General features: G+C 44.1%; 18 protein-coding genes. 15 read left to right on the top strand and 3 right to left on the bottom strand.

Going from position 1 to position 15,822, the window contains the following annotated elements; all coding sequences use genetic code 11:
• Positions 1–223: 223 nt before the first annotated feature.
• On the bottom strand, positions 224–1,117 hold the full coding sequence (locus AB685_RS08440; RefSeq protein ID WP_047970143.1) for a helix-turn-helix domain-containing protein: 894 nt from the start codon (positions 1,115–1,117) through the stop codon (positions 224–226).
• Positions 1,118–1,372: 255 nt separating this feature from the next.
• Between AB685_RS08440 and AB685_RS31235 the strand changes: the two genes are divergently transcribed.
• The 10 genes from AB685_RS31235 (at position 1,373) to AB685_RS08395 (ending at position 10,444) form a co-directional block, all read left to right on the top strand.
• Positions 1,373–1,546 carry a hypothetical protein gene (locus AB685_RS31235; protein ID WP_157860707.1) on the top strand — a complete coding sequence of 58 codons (174 nt, stop codon included), beginning with the start codon at positions 1,373–1,375 and terminating at the stop codon, positions 1,544–1,546.
• Positions 1,547–1,739: 193 nt separating this feature from the next.
• Entirely contained in the window at positions 1,740–2,681 is a 942-nt protein-coding gene (gene rarD / locus AB685_RS08435) for an EamA family transporter RarD (RefSeq protein ID WP_047970142.1), read from the top strand.
• A 126-nt stretch (positions 2,682–2,807) separates the two neighbouring features.
• Positions 2,808–3,752, top strand: coding sequence for a GntR family transcriptional regulator YhfZ (gene yhfZ, locus AB685_RS08430; protein WP_047970141.1), 945 nt, complete (start codon positions 2,808–2,810; stop codon positions 3,750–3,752).
• 214 nt (positions 3,753–3,966) lie between these two features.
• A complete protein-coding gene (locus AB685_RS08425; RefSeq protein WP_047970140.1) occupies positions 3,967–4,311 on the top strand; it encodes a PRD domain-containing protein in 345 nt (114 codons plus the stop codon).
• Positions 4,312–4,341: 30 nt separating this feature from the next.
• On the top strand, positions 4,342–4,701 hold the full coding sequence (locus AB685_RS08420; protein ID WP_047970139.1) for a DUF2620 domain-containing protein: 360 nt from the start codon (positions 4,342–4,344) through the stop codon (positions 4,699–4,701).
• A 21-nt stretch (positions 4,702–4,722) separates the two neighbouring features.
• The gene (locus tag AB685_RS08415; RefSeq protein ID WP_198530473.1) at positions 4,723–6,021 is read left to right on the top strand and encodes a YhfT family protein; all 1,299 of its coding nucleotides are present in this window, start codon (positions 4,723–4,725) and stop codon (positions 6,019–6,021) included.
• A gap of 26 nt (positions 6,022–6,047) precedes the next feature.
• On the top strand, positions 6,048–6,974 hold the full coding sequence (locus tag AB685_RS08410) for a phosphotriesterase (RefSeq protein WP_047970138.1): 927 nt from the start codon (positions 6,048–6,050) through the stop codon (positions 6,972–6,974).
• On the top strand, positions 6,971–8,080 hold the full coding sequence (locus AB685_RS08405) for an aminotransferase class V-fold PLP-dependent enzyme (protein ID WP_047970137.1): 1,110 nt from the start codon (positions 6,971–6,973) through the stop codon (positions 8,078–8,080). The genes AB685_RS08410 and AB685_RS08405 overlap by 4 nt, the downstream gene beginning before the upstream one ends.
• Positions 8,081–8,086: 6 nt before the next feature.
• On the top strand, positions 8,087–9,250 hold the full coding sequence (locus tag AB685_RS08400) for a YhfX family PLP-dependent enzyme (protein ID WP_047970136.1): 1,164 nt from the start codon (positions 8,087–8,089) through the stop codon (positions 9,248–9,250).
• Between the two features lie 3 nt (positions 9,251–9,253).
• Complete coding sequence (locus tag AB685_RS08395) at positions 9,254–10,444, top strand: phosphopentomutase (RefSeq protein WP_047970135.1); 1,191 nt, start codon at positions 9,254–9,256, stop codon at positions 10,442–10,444.
• Positions 10,445–10,499: 55 nt separating this feature from the next.
• Here the strand turns inward: AB685_RS08395 and AB685_RS29700 are convergent, their stop codons facing one another.
• A complete protein-coding gene (locus AB685_RS29700) occupies positions 10,500–11,132 on the bottom strand; it encodes a DUF2628 domain-containing protein (protein ID WP_053073761.1) in 633 nt (210 codons plus the stop codon).
• 395 nt (positions 11,133–11,527) lie between these two features.
• Here AB685_RS29700 and AB685_RS08385 point away from each other — a divergent pair, with 395 nt between their 5' ends.
• The 3 genes from AB685_RS08385 to AB685_RS08375 all read left to right on the top strand — a co-directional run bounded on the left by AB685_RS08385 (position 11,528) and on the right by AB685_RS08375 (position 13,393).
• Complete coding sequence (locus AB685_RS08385; RefSeq protein WP_047970134.1) at positions 11,528–11,998, top strand: GNAT family N-acetyltransferase; 471 nt, start codon at positions 11,528–11,530, stop codon at positions 11,996–11,998.
• A gap of 444 nt (positions 11,999–12,442) precedes the next feature.
• The gene (locus AB685_RS08380; protein WP_198530472.1) at positions 12,443–12,820 is read left to right on the top strand and encodes a nuclear transport factor 2 family protein; all 378 of its coding nucleotides are present in this window, start codon (positions 12,443–12,445) and stop codon (positions 12,818–12,820) included.
• A 117-nt stretch (positions 12,821–12,937) separates the two neighbouring features.
• Positions 12,938–13,393, top strand: a complete 456-nt coding sequence (locus AB685_RS08375; protein ID WP_047970132.1) for a hypothetical protein — start codon at positions 12,938–12,940, stop codon at positions 13,391–13,393.
• Positions 13,394–13,598: 205 nt separating this feature from the next.
• Here AB685_RS08375 and AB685_RS08370 read toward each other — a convergent pair whose 3' ends face one another.
• Positions 13,599–13,883 (bottom strand): hypothetical protein, encoded by a 285-nt coding sequence (locus AB685_RS08370; RefSeq protein WP_047970131.1) that lies wholly within the window; start codon positions 13,881–13,883, stop codon positions 13,599–13,601.
• Positions 13,884–14,073: 190 nt separating this feature from the next.
• Between AB685_RS08370 and AB685_RS08365 the strand changes: the two genes are divergently transcribed.
• Both AB685_RS08365 and AB685_RS08360 read left to right on the top strand, forming a co-directional pair.
• The gene (locus AB685_RS08365) at positions 14,074–14,619 is read left to right on the top strand and encodes a hypothetical protein (RefSeq protein WP_047970130.1); all 546 of its coding nucleotides are present in this window, start codon (positions 14,074–14,076) and stop codon (positions 14,617–14,619) included.
• Positions 14,620–14,829: 210 nt separating this feature from the next.
• Complete coding sequence (locus AB685_RS08360) at positions 14,830–15,393, top strand: hypothetical protein (protein WP_047970129.1); 564 nt, start codon at positions 14,830–14,832, stop codon at positions 15,391–15,393.
• Positions 15,394–15,822 lie beyond the last annotated feature (429 nt).

Raw genomic sequence — 15,822 nt, 5'->3', positions numbered from 1 at the left:
AAGTATGGGGGGAATTAAAGATGGATTTAATAATGATTTTCTTTGTTTTTGGAATATTAATGGCGATTACTTCAACTATAAACATTCTACTGAAAACAACGAGGAAAAAAGATTGGTTAATATCCTTATCAATAAGTTTTGTACTTTCCATTGTATTTACAGCGATGTTGAGCGGCTAAAGGAAAGTTGGGCAGGTTCCCGCTCTTCCTTTAGCAACCAAGTATCATATTCTATTTTTTAACATATCCACTAATTTTTCTACTACCTTTATATAATCCTCCTGATTGAACAACCTGAATAAGAATAAGGCATTATCATAAAACTCCATACTCTTCTCGGGTGCTCCACCCATTCTATATAGACTTTGCCCAGCCTGAACATATAATGGTCCAAGGTTGGACATATCAGCATTTAATAGAGAATATTTTATCCCTTCCATTGCATATCGATGTGATTCCCTGTAGTTTTCAATTTCATAATAAACCTTAGAAATATTAAACAAGACCTTTAGTTTCATTCGATGATATCCATCCATGTTTACTTCCTCATTCAAGATTTCTTTGAATATTTCTATAGCTTGACTATACTCTTCATTTTTGGCCAAAACATTTCCTAAACTATTTTTGATACGGATATTCATAAACTGTTGTTTGATGGAATAGTGATTGCTGTTTAAAAGATTTAGAAGTTTATGGACGCAACTTTCCCAATCTATTCGTTTTAACTCATAGCTGGAGATAGTGTGCTGCCATTTCAGATACAGTTCAAGGGACTCATCTTTATATCCACTGTTGCGTTTCAACTCAAACTCAGTTAATTCTAATAGTTCTTCAAAATTATTTTCACTAATCAGGCCTTCTATATACGAGTAAGTATCATTAACATATTGCTCCTGCCGGAATGTGATTTTTTCGAAGAAATAGTCCATAGAAACTTGTAAACGCAAGGAAAGATAATACAATATATCAATACTTGGAAAGGTTCTTCCGGATTCAATTCCACTTACTGTTGCCTGTGTGCAAATTCCGTTTGCCAAGTCAGCCTGGGTCATACCTTTAGCCTTTCGCATTCGTTTAATTTCTTCACCTAGAATTTTACTGTCCAGCGTCACAAGCATTCACCCTCATCACTTAGTCTCTAATATTGTCCTGCAAATAGGTATTTAAATGTACATACTATACAAGAACATATTCCCTAAAATAAATGTAAAAAATACCTTAATATAACAACTTTTATAATTACACTAGAGAGAAAGAGTTATATACAGTTTTTATCCCCTTATATAAGGTAAAAGGGTGTTATTCGAAAAAATCCAATAGCGTAATTTATATTATAATAATACTAAGTAAAAGACATAATTTGGAGGTTATTTATGAAAAAACTATTAAAAACTCTTATGATATTTTCATTATTAGCCAGTTTCAGTGTTGCAATGGGAACTCTTGAGGGAGGGGCTCCTAGCATCACTATTAAGGAAAATAAAGTATCCCAGTACGGAGATGGAAGAGATAATAAAGATGATCCGGGAATTGGTTATCAGTATTAAGCGTGTAAAAGCCAGTGATAACACACTGGCTTTTTTTAATTTAAATGATAATCTATCAATGGTTTTCTCCAAGTAAAAGCTGCGGAAATTTCGAACCTCACTAAAAAAATTCGCAACTCGAAACATTTCCGTTGCATTTTCCCTCAAACCGCCCTAGACTGATTACAAACAATCAGAAAAAGAGGGAACTACCATGAATTTGAATCAAACAGCAGGAAGCAAGGAGCTCGGTATAGGGATTGCCTTTGCGGGATTATCGTATATATTATGGGGGTTTCTCCCTCTGTTCTGGAAGCTGGTGGACGAAGTACCGGCGGGTGAGATACTGGCCCACCGGATTGTCTGGTCGCTGGTGTTCATGTTGGCGATCCTGCTGATTTTGCGGAAGATTCCAGCCTTCACTTCGGAACTGAAAAGCCTCATGGCCAACCGGAAGCGGCTCATCGGAATTAGCCTGGCCTCCATTTTCATCAGCATTAACTGGGGCCTTTATATTTGGGCGGTGAATGCCGACCGGGTTATTGAAGCGAGCCTCGGTTACTACATCAATCCGCTCGTAAGCATTCTTCTGGCCGTCATCGTGCTGAAGGAAAAACTCTCCGGAATGCAGATATTATCAATTATACTAGCAGGAGTCGGCGTGCTCGTGCTCACGGTCAACTTCGGTTCGTTCCCATGGGTTGCTATTATGCTTGCCCTCAGCTTTGCTTTTTACGGACTGATTAAGAAGATGGTCCAGGTCGGGGCGCTGATGGGGCTGGCGATTGAGACACTATTAATTACGCCGTTTGCTTTGCTGTTTTTGACATTTGTCCATAGCGGTCCAGAGAGCGGAAGTGGAAGCGGAGGAGCGTTCGGAGGCAGTTTATCTATCACTCTGCTCCTGTTGCTCTCTGGTGTAGTGACAGCTATACCACTTCTCCTTTTTGCAAGTGGCGCAAAGAGGATTCCGCTCTCCATGGTCGGCCTTCTGCAATACTTCGCGCCTACCATCAAGCTCATTTTAGGGGTGTACCTATTTCACGAGCCGTTCACCAGCGTACATCTCGTAGCATTTGCGTTTATATGGAGCGCGCTAATCCTCTACACGATGACATTGATGAGAGGCTGGCGGGTGAGAAGGGCGGTTGTTTAGGGACGGTTCTTACGCTTCTTTACCTGAATTGGCGAGGAAGCAAAAGAACCGTCCCCTCAAGAAAACGCTTGCAACCCACCTCTCCAACATGTTACCATCACAATATACAACAAACTGTATATTGTGATGGTGAAGATATTGAAAAAGAATGTAAATCTGTACACAAAGAGTGGAATTATTCTGCAGAAGCTTAGTGAGAAGCTGCTATTTGTGGAAGTGAATGAAAGAATCCCCAGAGTGGAAGACTTATCCATGGAGCTAGAGGTCGGTCGTGGGACTATCCAAACGACCCTTCAGAGGCTGGTTAAGTTGGAGGCCATTTCCTTGGAATCAAGAGGCCATCTTGGAACATTTCTCCGGTATAAAGATACCAAAGAGTTACTGAAATGTGCAGGGATGAACCAGGTAACAGCGGTTATGCCATTGCCTTACTCGAGAAAGTACGAGGGGATGGCAACTGGACTTACGATTGCATTTGAAAAGCTGAACATTTTCTTTAACATTGCATTCATGCGCGGTTCTAGTCTGCGTATAGAGGCACTGCGCGATGGACGATATGACCTCGCACTCGTATCAAAGTTTTCAGCCCGACAGCATCAGCATATGGCTGAGGATAACGAGTTGGAAATGGGGTTGGTCTTTGGTCCCCAATCATATGTATCAAACCATGCTCTTATGTTTGCAAAAAAAGAGTCCTCATCGATTCAGGACGGAATGAAGATAGGGGTCGACCCATCTTCAACCGATCAGAAGACGTTGATTCTTGCAGAAACGGAAGGCAAGGATGTGGAGTTGATTTCTCTAAACTATATGCATCTCTTATCCAATCTTCATGCAGGGGAAATTGATGCAACAGTATGGAATGTGGATGAGCGAAACCATGATCAGATAAACATCCGGCCGCTGACTGCTCTAGCTGCAATACAGATGGAAGAGGAAATGACTGAAGCGGTGTGCCTGATGAAAAAAGGCAATAGGAAGCTGCAATATCTATTAGAGCTTATTTCTATAGAAGAGGTCACGCACATTCAGAAACAAGTTGAAAGGAATGAAGTGATTCCTAGATACTAGGGTATATACTGGGCTACTTTTCAAAAAATTCATAGATTCCTAGATTATTATCTAGATAGTAAGTGGAGTCTCCAAAGGGATGCACGTTTAATGGAAGTCCCCAAAATCCTGGGGCAATCCGTTAAAACACCAGTGTCCCAATCTATTTACTGCCAAAATACAATTTCCTGTATATTGAACATAATCAAAATATATCAGAAAGGTCGTAATCACAATGAGCATGCTCAAAGAAAGAGTAGACATCCTGATGTCAACAGAAACCATTACCGAACGAGCGAAGGATATTTCATTGAAGACAATGACAGCTTATGTAGATTCCACCAAAGAAGAGAAATACCAAATGCTCATCACCCACCTGGCTATGGCAGTAACGAGAATGGACAGAGGCGAGGAACTTTCCGCTCCGCCTGAAATAATCATGCAGGAGGTGCAACAATCCCCTCATATCCAGGAAGCCAACAAAAGGGTGGAATGGATTGAACAACAACTGGGAGAGCCTTTGCCGCAAGAGGAGAAAGCTTTTTTACAAATGCATTTTGTAAGCGTTTTAAACAATTAATCTACTAATCTTAACCTGGAGGGATTACCTATGAAAATTGTAATTGGCGGGCAAGTGGAAAAAAGCGAGATCGAGAAGCTAGTAAAAGAGCATGGCAATGGAAAGGTCGAAACGCAAGTCAAACCTGATCTAGAAGCGGCCATGATGTTGAAAAATGGACAAGCGGACTATTATGTGGGAGCCTGCCATACCGGTGGAGGGGGAGCGCTCGCGATGGCAATTGCGCTTCTAGGAAAAAATAAGTGTGCGACCATCTCCATGCCGGGTAGACCGCCTGTTCAGGCGAAGGTGGAGGAAGCTGTGGAGCAAGGGGCTACCGCATTCGGTTTTACAGGGGATCATAAGGAAAAAGCGGTGGAGCTGCTATTGGCTGAGCTTTTAAAAAAGTAGGGAGAAACGGGGGAGTTTTTCATGGTATTGGAAGCAGGTATATTAATTTTACTAGGGGTAGTAGGAGCCGTTATGGCGAATATGGGGATTGCTGTTTTTAACGACGGTTTGAGACCGGTCGTACCGGAGAATTTGGAAGGACGCATGTCCCGGAAGGAATTGTCCGTTACTGCATTTGCGATGAGTTTTGGTCTAGTAATCGGATTTGGGATACCGATCTCGATTGCAGGTGGGATCCTGTTGATTCACAGTATTTTGCTAGGAACGGATATCATCGGTCTTTCCTTGAACAAGGGGAAAGTGTCGACTGCCGTTGCGGGACTAATTGGTGGACTTTACGGTGCCGGTGTTTATTTCGGTCTACAGTTCGTGGTGGCAGGCTTTGAAAAACTGCCATTGAATTTCGTTGAAGGATTCAACCTTGTCGGTGCACCAGTTGTGGTATCCTTCATGGTTTTCCCGGCTATTGCTATTGCGTTGCAGTTCGGCGTAAAAAAAGGGATCATCGCCTTTTTAGTCGCGGCCATTGCGCGTCAAATTATAGTTTTCACGAACACAGAACAGCTGATTTCCATCGGTGGAACGCCGGTTGTCCTGAGTCCTGAAGGGATTGCCCTTGTGGTAGGGATGATTTTCTTAATGACATTTGCCATCCGAGAAAAGTCGGATGATACAAGCTTGTCAACACTAGCTAGTCTGTTTGTGGACCGTGTGAACCGTATCAAAAAGCATGTCTGGATTCTAATGGTCAGTGGGGGACTCATTTCTGCAGCTGCCAACTATCTGATTGTTGCAGGAGACCCGATATCTCTTAATCTTTTATCAGAAGGAAAAATTTCCGAAGGTGCCATCGCTTCTTTTGCAAAAGCAATAGGATTTGTGCCGTTGATTGCGAGTACTGCGATTGCAACGGGGGTATATGGTCCTGCCGGCTTCACGTTCGTCTTTGGTGCGGGAATACTGTCACCTAATCCGTTGGTTGCAGCTATTGCCGGTGCTTTGATCATTTTTGTTGAGGTTTGGTTATTAACCTACTTGGCTAAATTCCTTGACCGTTATCCTGGCGTACGTGCCTCTGGTGAAAACATCCGTACTGCCATGACACGAGTTCTAGAGGTGGCACTATTAATCGGTGGAGCAAACGCGGCCAATGCGATTGTACCTGGTTTCGGATTCTTCGCTATTGCCGGGATCTACTTGCTCAATGAAGCGGCTGGACGCCCGATCGTCCGTATGGCGGTAGGGCCGCTTGGAGCGATTGCAGTTGGTATCATCGGAAATATTTTAGTGTTACTCGGTCTATTCACACCACCGCAATAAACCTTGACTAGAAGGAGACGATCCACATGTATATTCAAACGATCTTTGGCCCGATTGCTCCGGAAAAGTTAGGAGTATGTGCGTGCCATGAACATTTAAGCATTGACCTAAGCAGGATCAAAGGCGATCCAGATACGGCCCTGCAGGATGTCAGGCTTGTAACGGAAGACTTGAAGAGCTTTAAAGCCTATGGCGGCAAAGCAATTATCGAAGTGACCAATTATGGAATGGGCAGGAATATTCCAGCCCTTCTACAGATTGGTCGTGAACTAGACCTACAGATTGTCGCAAGTACCGGCTGTTACAAAAACCCGTTTATCCCGGAGGATCGACTAAGTTACACCCGGGATGATTTCCGCGATTGGATGATTGATGAGATCACCAATGGAATGGATGGGACGGATGTACTGCCCGGTATTATTGGGGAGATTGGTAGCAGTCTCAACAAGTTCGAGCCGATCGAGTTGGAGTTGTTCCATGGCGCGATTGAGGCAGCCAAAGAGACAAAACTTTCATTATCCACCCACACCACACTCGGAACGATGGCCTTGGAGCAGGTTGAATTATTTGTAAAAGAAGGTCTTCCATTAGATCAGGTGATCATCGGACACCAGGACTTGAACGAACAAGACGAGGTGGTGCTTGATGTCCTTGCTTCCGGTGCCTATGTGGCGTTAGATACGATTGGCAAGGAAAATTACCGAACAGATGCAGACCGCCTCTCATCACTGTTGAACTTTTTAGAAAAAGGCTTTGAAAACCAGTTGTTGGTGTCGAGTGATCTGACGCGCAATTCTCATATGCGGGTGAACGGCGGCCAGGGCTATGACGTCGTGCTTCGCAGCTTCCTTCCAAAACTGAGAGAGCTAGGAGTGGAAGAAACCGTCATTCACAAGCTATTAGTCCAAAACCCACAGAAAGCATTCAGCATTCGAAAAGAGGCGAGCTTATGAGATACGAACAGTCCATTTTACCGAATTTGAACATGAAGGAGGCGCAGCAACTTCAGTTCCGTCTCATTGATGAAATTACAAAGGAATTCAAGAACAATGAATTTTTCCAGACGGGAGATGTTGGACTGCACCCTGCCTTTAACCGTCCATATGTGACGGCAAGGGTGGAGCGGGTCCTTGCCGAAACATTTGATGCAGAGGCTTGTGCATTGGTAAGAGGGAGCGGAACTGGAGCGATTCGGGTTATTATGAGCCAGTTGCTTGAACCTGGTGATGCATGCATCGTCCATACTGCACCGGTGTATATGACAACCAAGGAAACATTAAGGATGATGGGAATTCAAACGAGTCAGGTGGACTTCAATGATTTGGAGAAGGTGCGCGCGCATTTGCGTTCTGATAACGATTCCAGAGTCTTCTACGTCCAGCATGCAAGGCAGCAGCCGACAGACACATATCGTTTGGAAGAGGTCATCCAACTTGTAAAAGAAGTGCGCCCCGACCTTCCGATTGTTGTGGACGATAACTACTGTGCTATGAAAATGCCAAAGATCGGCGTTCAATACGGAGCGGATTATTCCACCTTTTCAGGCTTCAAGCTGCTCGGACCCCAGGGGATAGGAATTCTTTTGGGTAAAAAAGAAGTAATCGACGAAAGCCATCACCGCAATTATTCCGGTGGCGGCCAGGTACAAGGCTTTGAAGCACACGAACTGTTACGGAGCCTTGTCTTTGCACCGGTTATGCTCGCTACTCAAAACGAGCAAGTGGAGGAGTTGAGAGAAAGAATCGCGTCGGGCGAAGTCCCTCATGTAAAAGAGGTGTACATCACCAATTCACAATCCAAAAATGTCATCGTGGAACTCGAGCAGCCGATTGCTCAGGAAGTGATCAAGGCAGCTTCTGAATTCGGTGCTGCCACCTATCCAGTCGGTGCGGAATCACGCTTTGAGCTGATTCCGATGATTTATCGTGTTTCAGGAAGCTTTTTGGAAAGCCAGCCGGAGCTCAAAGAGTATGGTCTGCGCATCAACCCGATGAAATCCTCGGCAAGCACGGTCATCCGTATCCTGAACCAAGTGCTTGAGAAAATGGCAGAGAGGTGATCCGGCATGTTTCTTGATATGACACTTAAAAGGAATGAGGAACTGGTGAGGACGGCGACCTTGCTTCACCGCAATGGCGATATTCCTGCTAACACGTATGTCCTGGACCTCGACCGCATCGAGGAAAATGTCCAGGCACTCTCCAGGTCTGCTTCCGAACACGGCATAACCCTCTATTATATGACCAAACAGATAGGAAGAAGTCCGTTTATTGGTCAGATTATCGAGCTGAATGGGATAGAGAAGGCTGTAGGGGTGGATATCGATGAGGCTTCCCTGCTTAAGAGTGGGGGCTGCAAGATCGGGAACCTTGGTCATCTTGTCCAACCTTCTAAAAGCCAGTGGAAATATGTGCTCACAGAGATCCAGCCGGAAGTGGTCACGTTATTTTCGTTTGAAAGGGCGCAACAATTATCAAAAGCGGCAGTGGAGCTTGGGACAAGGCAGGATGTCATTTTGCGAGTCATCAAACCGACCGACCAGGTTTTCCCCGGTCAGTTTGGCGGGTTCCTTCTGGAAGAGCTGGATGAAGAACTCCAGCGGCTGGTCACTCTTTCGGGAATTCGGGTCATCGGGGTAACGAGCTTTCCGGTCTTCCAGCTAAATGAGGAGAAGGACGGCATGGTCTTCACCTCCAATATCCAAACGCTAAATAGAGCCAAGAGGATTTTTGCACAACAGAATCTGGACGTACTGCAGGTGAATGCCCCAAGTGCTACGAGCTGCTATACCATGCCTCTTTTAAAAGAAAGCGGTATGACACATGGTGAGCCTGGTCATGCGATAACAGGGACCACCCCATTGCATGCGTATAGAGAAGACCTAGCAGAAGTGCCATCCATGGTGTACGTCTCGGAGATCTCCCATATGGATCAAGAGTACGCATATACTATAGCCGGCGGCTTTTATGCGAGAGGCAATATGGAAGCTGCTTTATATGGCAGTGACGAAACAGCGCTTCTCACCCAACGCACCAAGACAGCACTAGTCTCACCAGAAAACATTGATTACTACGGGGCTCTTGAGAAAAAAGAGAACATGAATGTCGGTGATACGGTGATTTATGCTTTTCGTACCCAGATCTTTGTCACCCGTGCGCACGTGGCCTTTGTACGAGGGATTAGCACTTCATGTCCTGAAATTGTGCATTTTCAGAAAAGGGGGCTATAACCGATGAAGAAAGTCACGCTATTAGTCTTGGATGGTTTCGGAATTGGCGCGATGGAAGATTGCAAGACTGTCAAACCGGAGGATACAGAGGCGAATACGTATAGAAGCATCCGTGGAACGGTAGGGTTGGAGATTCCCACCCTTTATCGGCTTGGTTTGGGGAAAATAGCCGATGGTCATAGTGTACCTACTCCTACTGCCGCATATGGAAAAAGCAATCTCGCCCATTTTGGAGCGGATACCTACATGGGTCACCAGGAGCTGATGGGCAGCAAGCCAGGCAGACCACAAGAAAAATTAATGAAGGACATTGCCTCTGCATTGAAAGGAGCTTTGGAAGCTTCGGGGTATAAAGTGGGCTACCCAATAAAGGGAGTGCCTGTCCTTTTAGTGGAAGATTCCGTGGTGATTGGAGACAACCTAGAATCTCAGTTCGGCAATATCATCAACGTGGTATGCGACCTGAACCGGATTAGTTTTGAGGATGCCTGTGAGATTGGGAAGGTGGTACGAAGCAATGTGGACACCAGCAGGGTCATTGTCTTCGGCAACACCACCACCTCCACGGAAATCATCCTTTCGACCGTCCATGAAAAAAATCCGGGGCAATGGGGTGTGGACTCACCTAAAGCAAAGGTGTACGGCCCCGGCTACCGTGTGCTGCACCTCGGCTATGGAGTAGACAGTACCAAACAGCTTGCCTTTCTTGCTGAAAAGAAGGGGCTGCCTGTTTTCCGGATAGGGAAAACCGCGGATGTTATTCAGGCGGATGGGTATGCTGATGGTGTGGTAGAAACGGTTGCAGTGTTACGAAATTTTCAGGAAAAATACACCTCGACGGAAAAAAAAGCCCTCTTCCTCGTGAATGTCCAGGAGACGGACCTTGCAGGCCACAAAGAGGACAGCAACTGGTACAAAGAAGTTCTGGAAGAGGTGGATGGTTTTCTTTCTCGGTTCATCCCGACGCTAGGGAAAGATGAGTTGCTAATCATCACCGCAGACCATGGCAACGACCCAACCATCGGCCACTCCAACCACACCCGCGAACAAACCCCAATATTAGTGGTGGGCGAGGGAGTTTCTCCTGTCGATCTTGGTACAAGGAGTACCATGGCCGATATTGCAGCGACCATTGCAGAATACCTAGATGTGGAAGAACCGGAATTTGGGGAGAGTTTTTTGAAGTTGATGTAGGGACGGTTCCTGCGCTTCTTTGCCGGAATTGGCGAAGAAGCGAAAGAACCGTCCCCTAAATCACAAAGATGAAAGTGGTGATAATTGAATAAATAATGACCATACTAACTGCTACAAAAATTCCTAATATACTTTTCCCCCCGGACGTCCTAATGGAGTCGAGATTATAGTTTCCATTTTGTTGATGCTTTTCGATTTTTTTGGAAGAATGGATGTAATACAGATAGTTCCCCAGTACACCAAGGAAAGCACCGGTCCCAATTCCTATAAGATAATCAAATTTACTAGGGGTACCTGCAGAATACATAATCCCGTCCAATAGGAGAAATATCAAAAAAATAACGAAAATATGAAAATACATTTTACGGTATCCCATCCAGGAAATACTCAAAAAGAACGCAGCCCAATTCCAGCTTTGCTTCCTAACCTCGCTGCCAACCTCCAATCCCCATTTTTCACAATAGTAGTCATCATTAGGGCCGACAAATTCCCTTAAAGCTTCTTCCTTTGGACCCATTCCATGTGGCTCGGATTGACCAATTGGGTAAATGCTCGCAGCTACCTCTTTTTGCGGTGCATCCATGTTGTTTTCTAATGAGGTGTAGCTTGGCTCATCATGTGCAGCTCCGCATTTGGAACAAAAGATCGCATTTGTCGGTTGCTTCTCTCCGCATGATATACAGTACATAGGTGCTCCTCTCTTTTAAAAAAGATAGTTTTGGAATAATATAGAATATATGTATTAGTTTATCATTTTGTCAGGATACCTACAATTGGAATAATAGGTATCGGGTGTTACGAGTGGGTTAATGGAGGGGAAAATTTCTTAAGATGAGAATGAGTTTGGATAGGTCTTAATAAAAGAAATGAAAGACTCTATTTGAATGGGTGGACTAACAGGGAGTCTCAGTTTTTTTAGTGAAATACTAATTTTTGAACAAACGTTTGATTAAACAGGAATATCAATATGAATGGATGAGGGTTTTAAAGCTTGTCTGTTTATATCAACTTATTTTGATGGGTATTTTAGGATAATTTTTAAATGGATGTAATAATACTATGTCTACTGGAGGTGGTAAAACTATGGACTCTTTAAAGATACACCAAGTAGATGCTTCAAACTGGCGTGAAATCATTGCCCTGCAGGTTACTGAAAGCCAACGGAAATTCATCGAGAAAAATGAGATTTCACTACTAGAGTCATTATACGATACAAGACACAATTGGCAATGTTACGGGCTGTTTCAAGGTACGACAGCTGTAGGTTTTGTCATGATCGGCGCTGAAAATAAGGGGGAACGCTATATTTGGCTCGACAGATTTATGATTGATTGCAGGTATCAGAGGATGGGCCTGGGAGCCGCTTTCCTAGTGAAAGTTAAAGAATTCACTGCAAGTAATTTTGAAATCGACGAAATAGTGTTAAGTGTGACCAAAGATAATCCGGGCGCTAAAGCGTTTAATGAGCGGCATGGTTTTGTAAATACTGGTTTAGTAGATCAGGAGTTTGATGAGGAGATTTTTGCTTATAAGTTGGATGGTTATAGAGGGTGAAGTATGGAATTCAGGGGAAAGATAGCCTTGTTTAAGGGGAGAAACGAGTGTTTTAAAAAACTATCCCCCTCATCCCCCCACGCAAAAGCGTAAACTCACCATCAACTGGTACCATTCCCCCCATAAATGCGGGCAATCCATCCACTTAAGGGGGTCGTTCCCTCCACACCAACTTTAATCCCCCCACACATTTAAATAATTCCACCGGTAGAGCCGATAATCCCCCCATTCACAGCTGTAATCCCTCCACAAATCGTAATAATCCCCCCACAACTCTACCAGACCTCTTTTTCCTACCGGTCCTCCTGCAAGATATCCCAACAATTTCTTTTCTAACCTAAACAGAAGGGATTCTCCTACTTGAAATCGAACAGTAAGAATATACATACTCTACCTTTATATTTTCCAATTTCAATAATGCTCTAAGAAAGGATGACTACTCAAATGAACCAAAGTTCAAACAAAGAAAATGCAATTTCATTTCTACAAATGGTGGTTGACGGAAAAATACGAAAAGCGTACGAGCGCCACATCGACCCTGATCTCCGCCATCATAATCCCTATTTTAAAGGGGATGCTGAATCACTAATGGTTGCCATGGAAGAGAATGCAGTCGAAACACCAACCAAGACGCTCGAAGTGAAGCACGCCATCGCAGACGGAAATACCGTCGCTGTCCACTCTCATATCAAACAGAACCCTGAGGACCGCGGAGCTGCAGTCATACATATCTTCCGTTTTGAGGGGGAAAAGGTGGTGGAAATGTGGGATGTCGGCCAGGCTATCCCGGAAGATTCGCCGAATGAGAATGGCATGTTTTAGTCTTTGCGACCTCAGCTGTGATAGTGGTAGTTCCGTTTGCTTTAGGAGAAATTCGGTACTGATTGGGGTATCTACCCTACCCATTGTGTCAAATTCCAGGGAAGCAGGCGATCGACCATGAGTTTTTTCGATAAAATAAAAAATAGCGTCAACCATATCAAAGACGATAAGGGTATCCCTGTCCCAATCACCGCCAACATGTTGGCGGTGGTGCTTCGGCGAAATGATAAACTGCAGGCTGTTGCGGTGGAAATCACGGAAGGGGAGATCGTTGTCTCCGGCAAAGCGGAAGCTGACCTTAAGATGACCAAGAAGGACCTCTCATTCTCTATCACCCTCCAGCCGGTTCAGATGGAAGGAAGAGTGTTGGTGTTCAAGATTGCTAAACTCAAACCGTTGAATGTTGGTATTCTTAATAAGCGAATTTTCGACAAGCCGCCGCATCTTATCTACAAGAGTGGTTATATTAGAATTGATTTTAATAGCTGGGAGATTGTCCGTAAGATTCCGGTGGGGAAGATCAAGAACTATAAGATGGGGGAAGGGGAAATTACGGTTGTAGTCGGGATTTAAGGTTGGAGTGATAGGGAGTGATAGGGACGGTTCTTTCGCTTCCTTTATTAATATAATTTTTTTTAAACAAACGTTTGATTAAACTCAAAAAAGAGGTTGATAGGTAGGGTTTTTTTGAAAATCTCTATTAATCAACTTTTATTGATGGGTATATTAGAATAATAAGTATTGCCCGATGAGAGGGGAGAGCGGAAGAACCGTCCCTCTATATCCTCTCCCTTCCCTTCCGTTCCAGCTCTTCACGTTCCTTCTTTTGTTTATATATGGCAAGAGGGTCCGAATAGTAGCCGTAAATGTCCCCTTGTTTATATTGCTCCTCGTTCTTTGGTTCATATTTGTTGTGTAAAGATGTCTGTCTGGTTTCAAAAGCTTTCGGTCCACCAATACCCGGAAGTGCTACAGCGGTCAGTAGGATGACAACCACTATCCCCCATAAATTACCCTGAATGAGAAAGTAAAGAAACATAATCCCCAGTAATATCAACCACATAAGAGCCTCCAATCAAATGAAAGTACATAACTACTTATATGGTGATAGGAGGTGAAATATGAGTGGGAGTGTTCTCATGATTTTTTCCGCCGTCAAGCTTGAAAAAAAAGCACAAGAACCGTCCCCACCCGCACATTCTCTCAAAATTTTCATAGAATAATAGGGTAATGAGAGGAGGTGAATTGGTAGAATGAAATACTATCAGTATAAGAGTGAGGATTATGAGCCTATGCATCACGATTCAAAGAAGGATGGCAAGGATATTAACATCATTGTTAAATGTGGGGATGGAAATGGAGAGCAGGAGCTTGCCGCTTTCAGAGCAGTAAATAATGCTCTTCAGCGAGTTGATGTACCCGATGAATTCTATAAAGTCCTGTTCCAAGAAGAGCAGTTTGATATCGGAGGCATCTACAACGCGAATACTTCTACATTTGTTCCTCGTGAAGACGGTGTCTATTATGTAGCGGGAACCGTTACTTTCTTCCCGGATAACACGGAAGATCCGTACCGTGTCCGTGTCGAAATCCGTGTGAACGGAGTAAGTGTAGCTGCGGACAATGATTATTGGGGAGAAGGCTTTTTGGTGAATGCCATTAACGTTGCCACCATCCTGCAGTTGGAAGCAGGCGACCTTGTTGAAATTTTCCTGACTAGCACCACGCCAGGTGTAATAGAGCAAAATAGCACAGAGCAGCAAGTCTACAGTACACGTTTTGAAGCTTCAAAATTCTAGTAAGCTGAACGTTCTTCTAGCTATTCGCTACTTTACACTCGCGCTTAAAAATGTACTCTCCTCCCTCTAGCATCCACCCAATCAATTCCCCTCGTAAGTCATAGAATAATAGAGATAATAGGTAGAAGCGGGACGGTTCTCTTGCTTCTGCCACCCACCCAAATGATTAAAAGGAAGCGGAAGAACCGTCCCCAAAAGGAGGTGAAAAATATGTCATGCTATTACAAATACAGCCCCAACCACAACCACAACCAACAAGTAAATCATGTCCAAAAATGTAAAACAGATATCAATATCAAGGTGAAATGCAACGATGACAACGGCAATGGTAACGGCGAAACAGCCGCTTTCCGTGCAGTAAATAACGAGCCTCAGCTGATTGAAGATGTGAATACGTTCTATAAGGTCTTATTCCAGGAAGAGCAGTTCGACATTGGCGACATTTACAATGCCAACAACTCCACATTTGTCCCTCGAGAGTCCGGTGTTTATTATGTAGCAGGAACGGTTACTTTCACTGCAAATGATGGCACTATCCCTTACCGTGTCCGTGTTGAGATACGTGTGAACGGAGTGAGTGTTGCAGCAGATAATGATTTCTGGGCCGAAATTGACGACCAATTTTTATACGTAAATGCGATTAACGTTGCCACGATCCTTCAGTTGGAAGCAGGCGACCTTGTAGAAGTGTTCTTGACAAGTACAGCTCCTGGAACAATTGCGGAGAACGTGCCGGACTTTAGCACGCGTTTTGAAGCGGCGAAGTTCAGGTAATAGATTTTGGTTTCCGTTTGAAGCAGAGGGGGATCTCCTCTGCTTTTACTTATCCTTCAATCTACCACCACTAGGAAATTCCACTCCTCCGAGAAGGTATCTACCCATACAAGCTGAAACAAAATACATAGAATAATAGAAAAGGTAGAGGGACGGTTCTCCAGAATAAATCACCTGACAACTCCACCATCCATCTATCTTTCAAAGGAGGTGCAACACGCATGAAATGCTACTACTACCTTAGCTCCAAGGATGACTCCAAACCGCATTGCAAACCGAAACATAAAGATAAGCACCATTGTAAAAAGTGCGAAAATAATTTCAACATCAATATTTTCGGAATCAGTATTAACATTGGAGGGAAGCGTCATTGTTAGGTGGGCATGATTTTAGTTAGGGCAGTGAAAACTGTCCTTTTCTTTGTGTCCA

This window comes from Bacillus sp. LL01, assembly GCF_001037965.1.
Note: the sequence above shows the minus strand (reverse complement) of the source record. Positions and strands in the feature narration are given on the sequence as shown.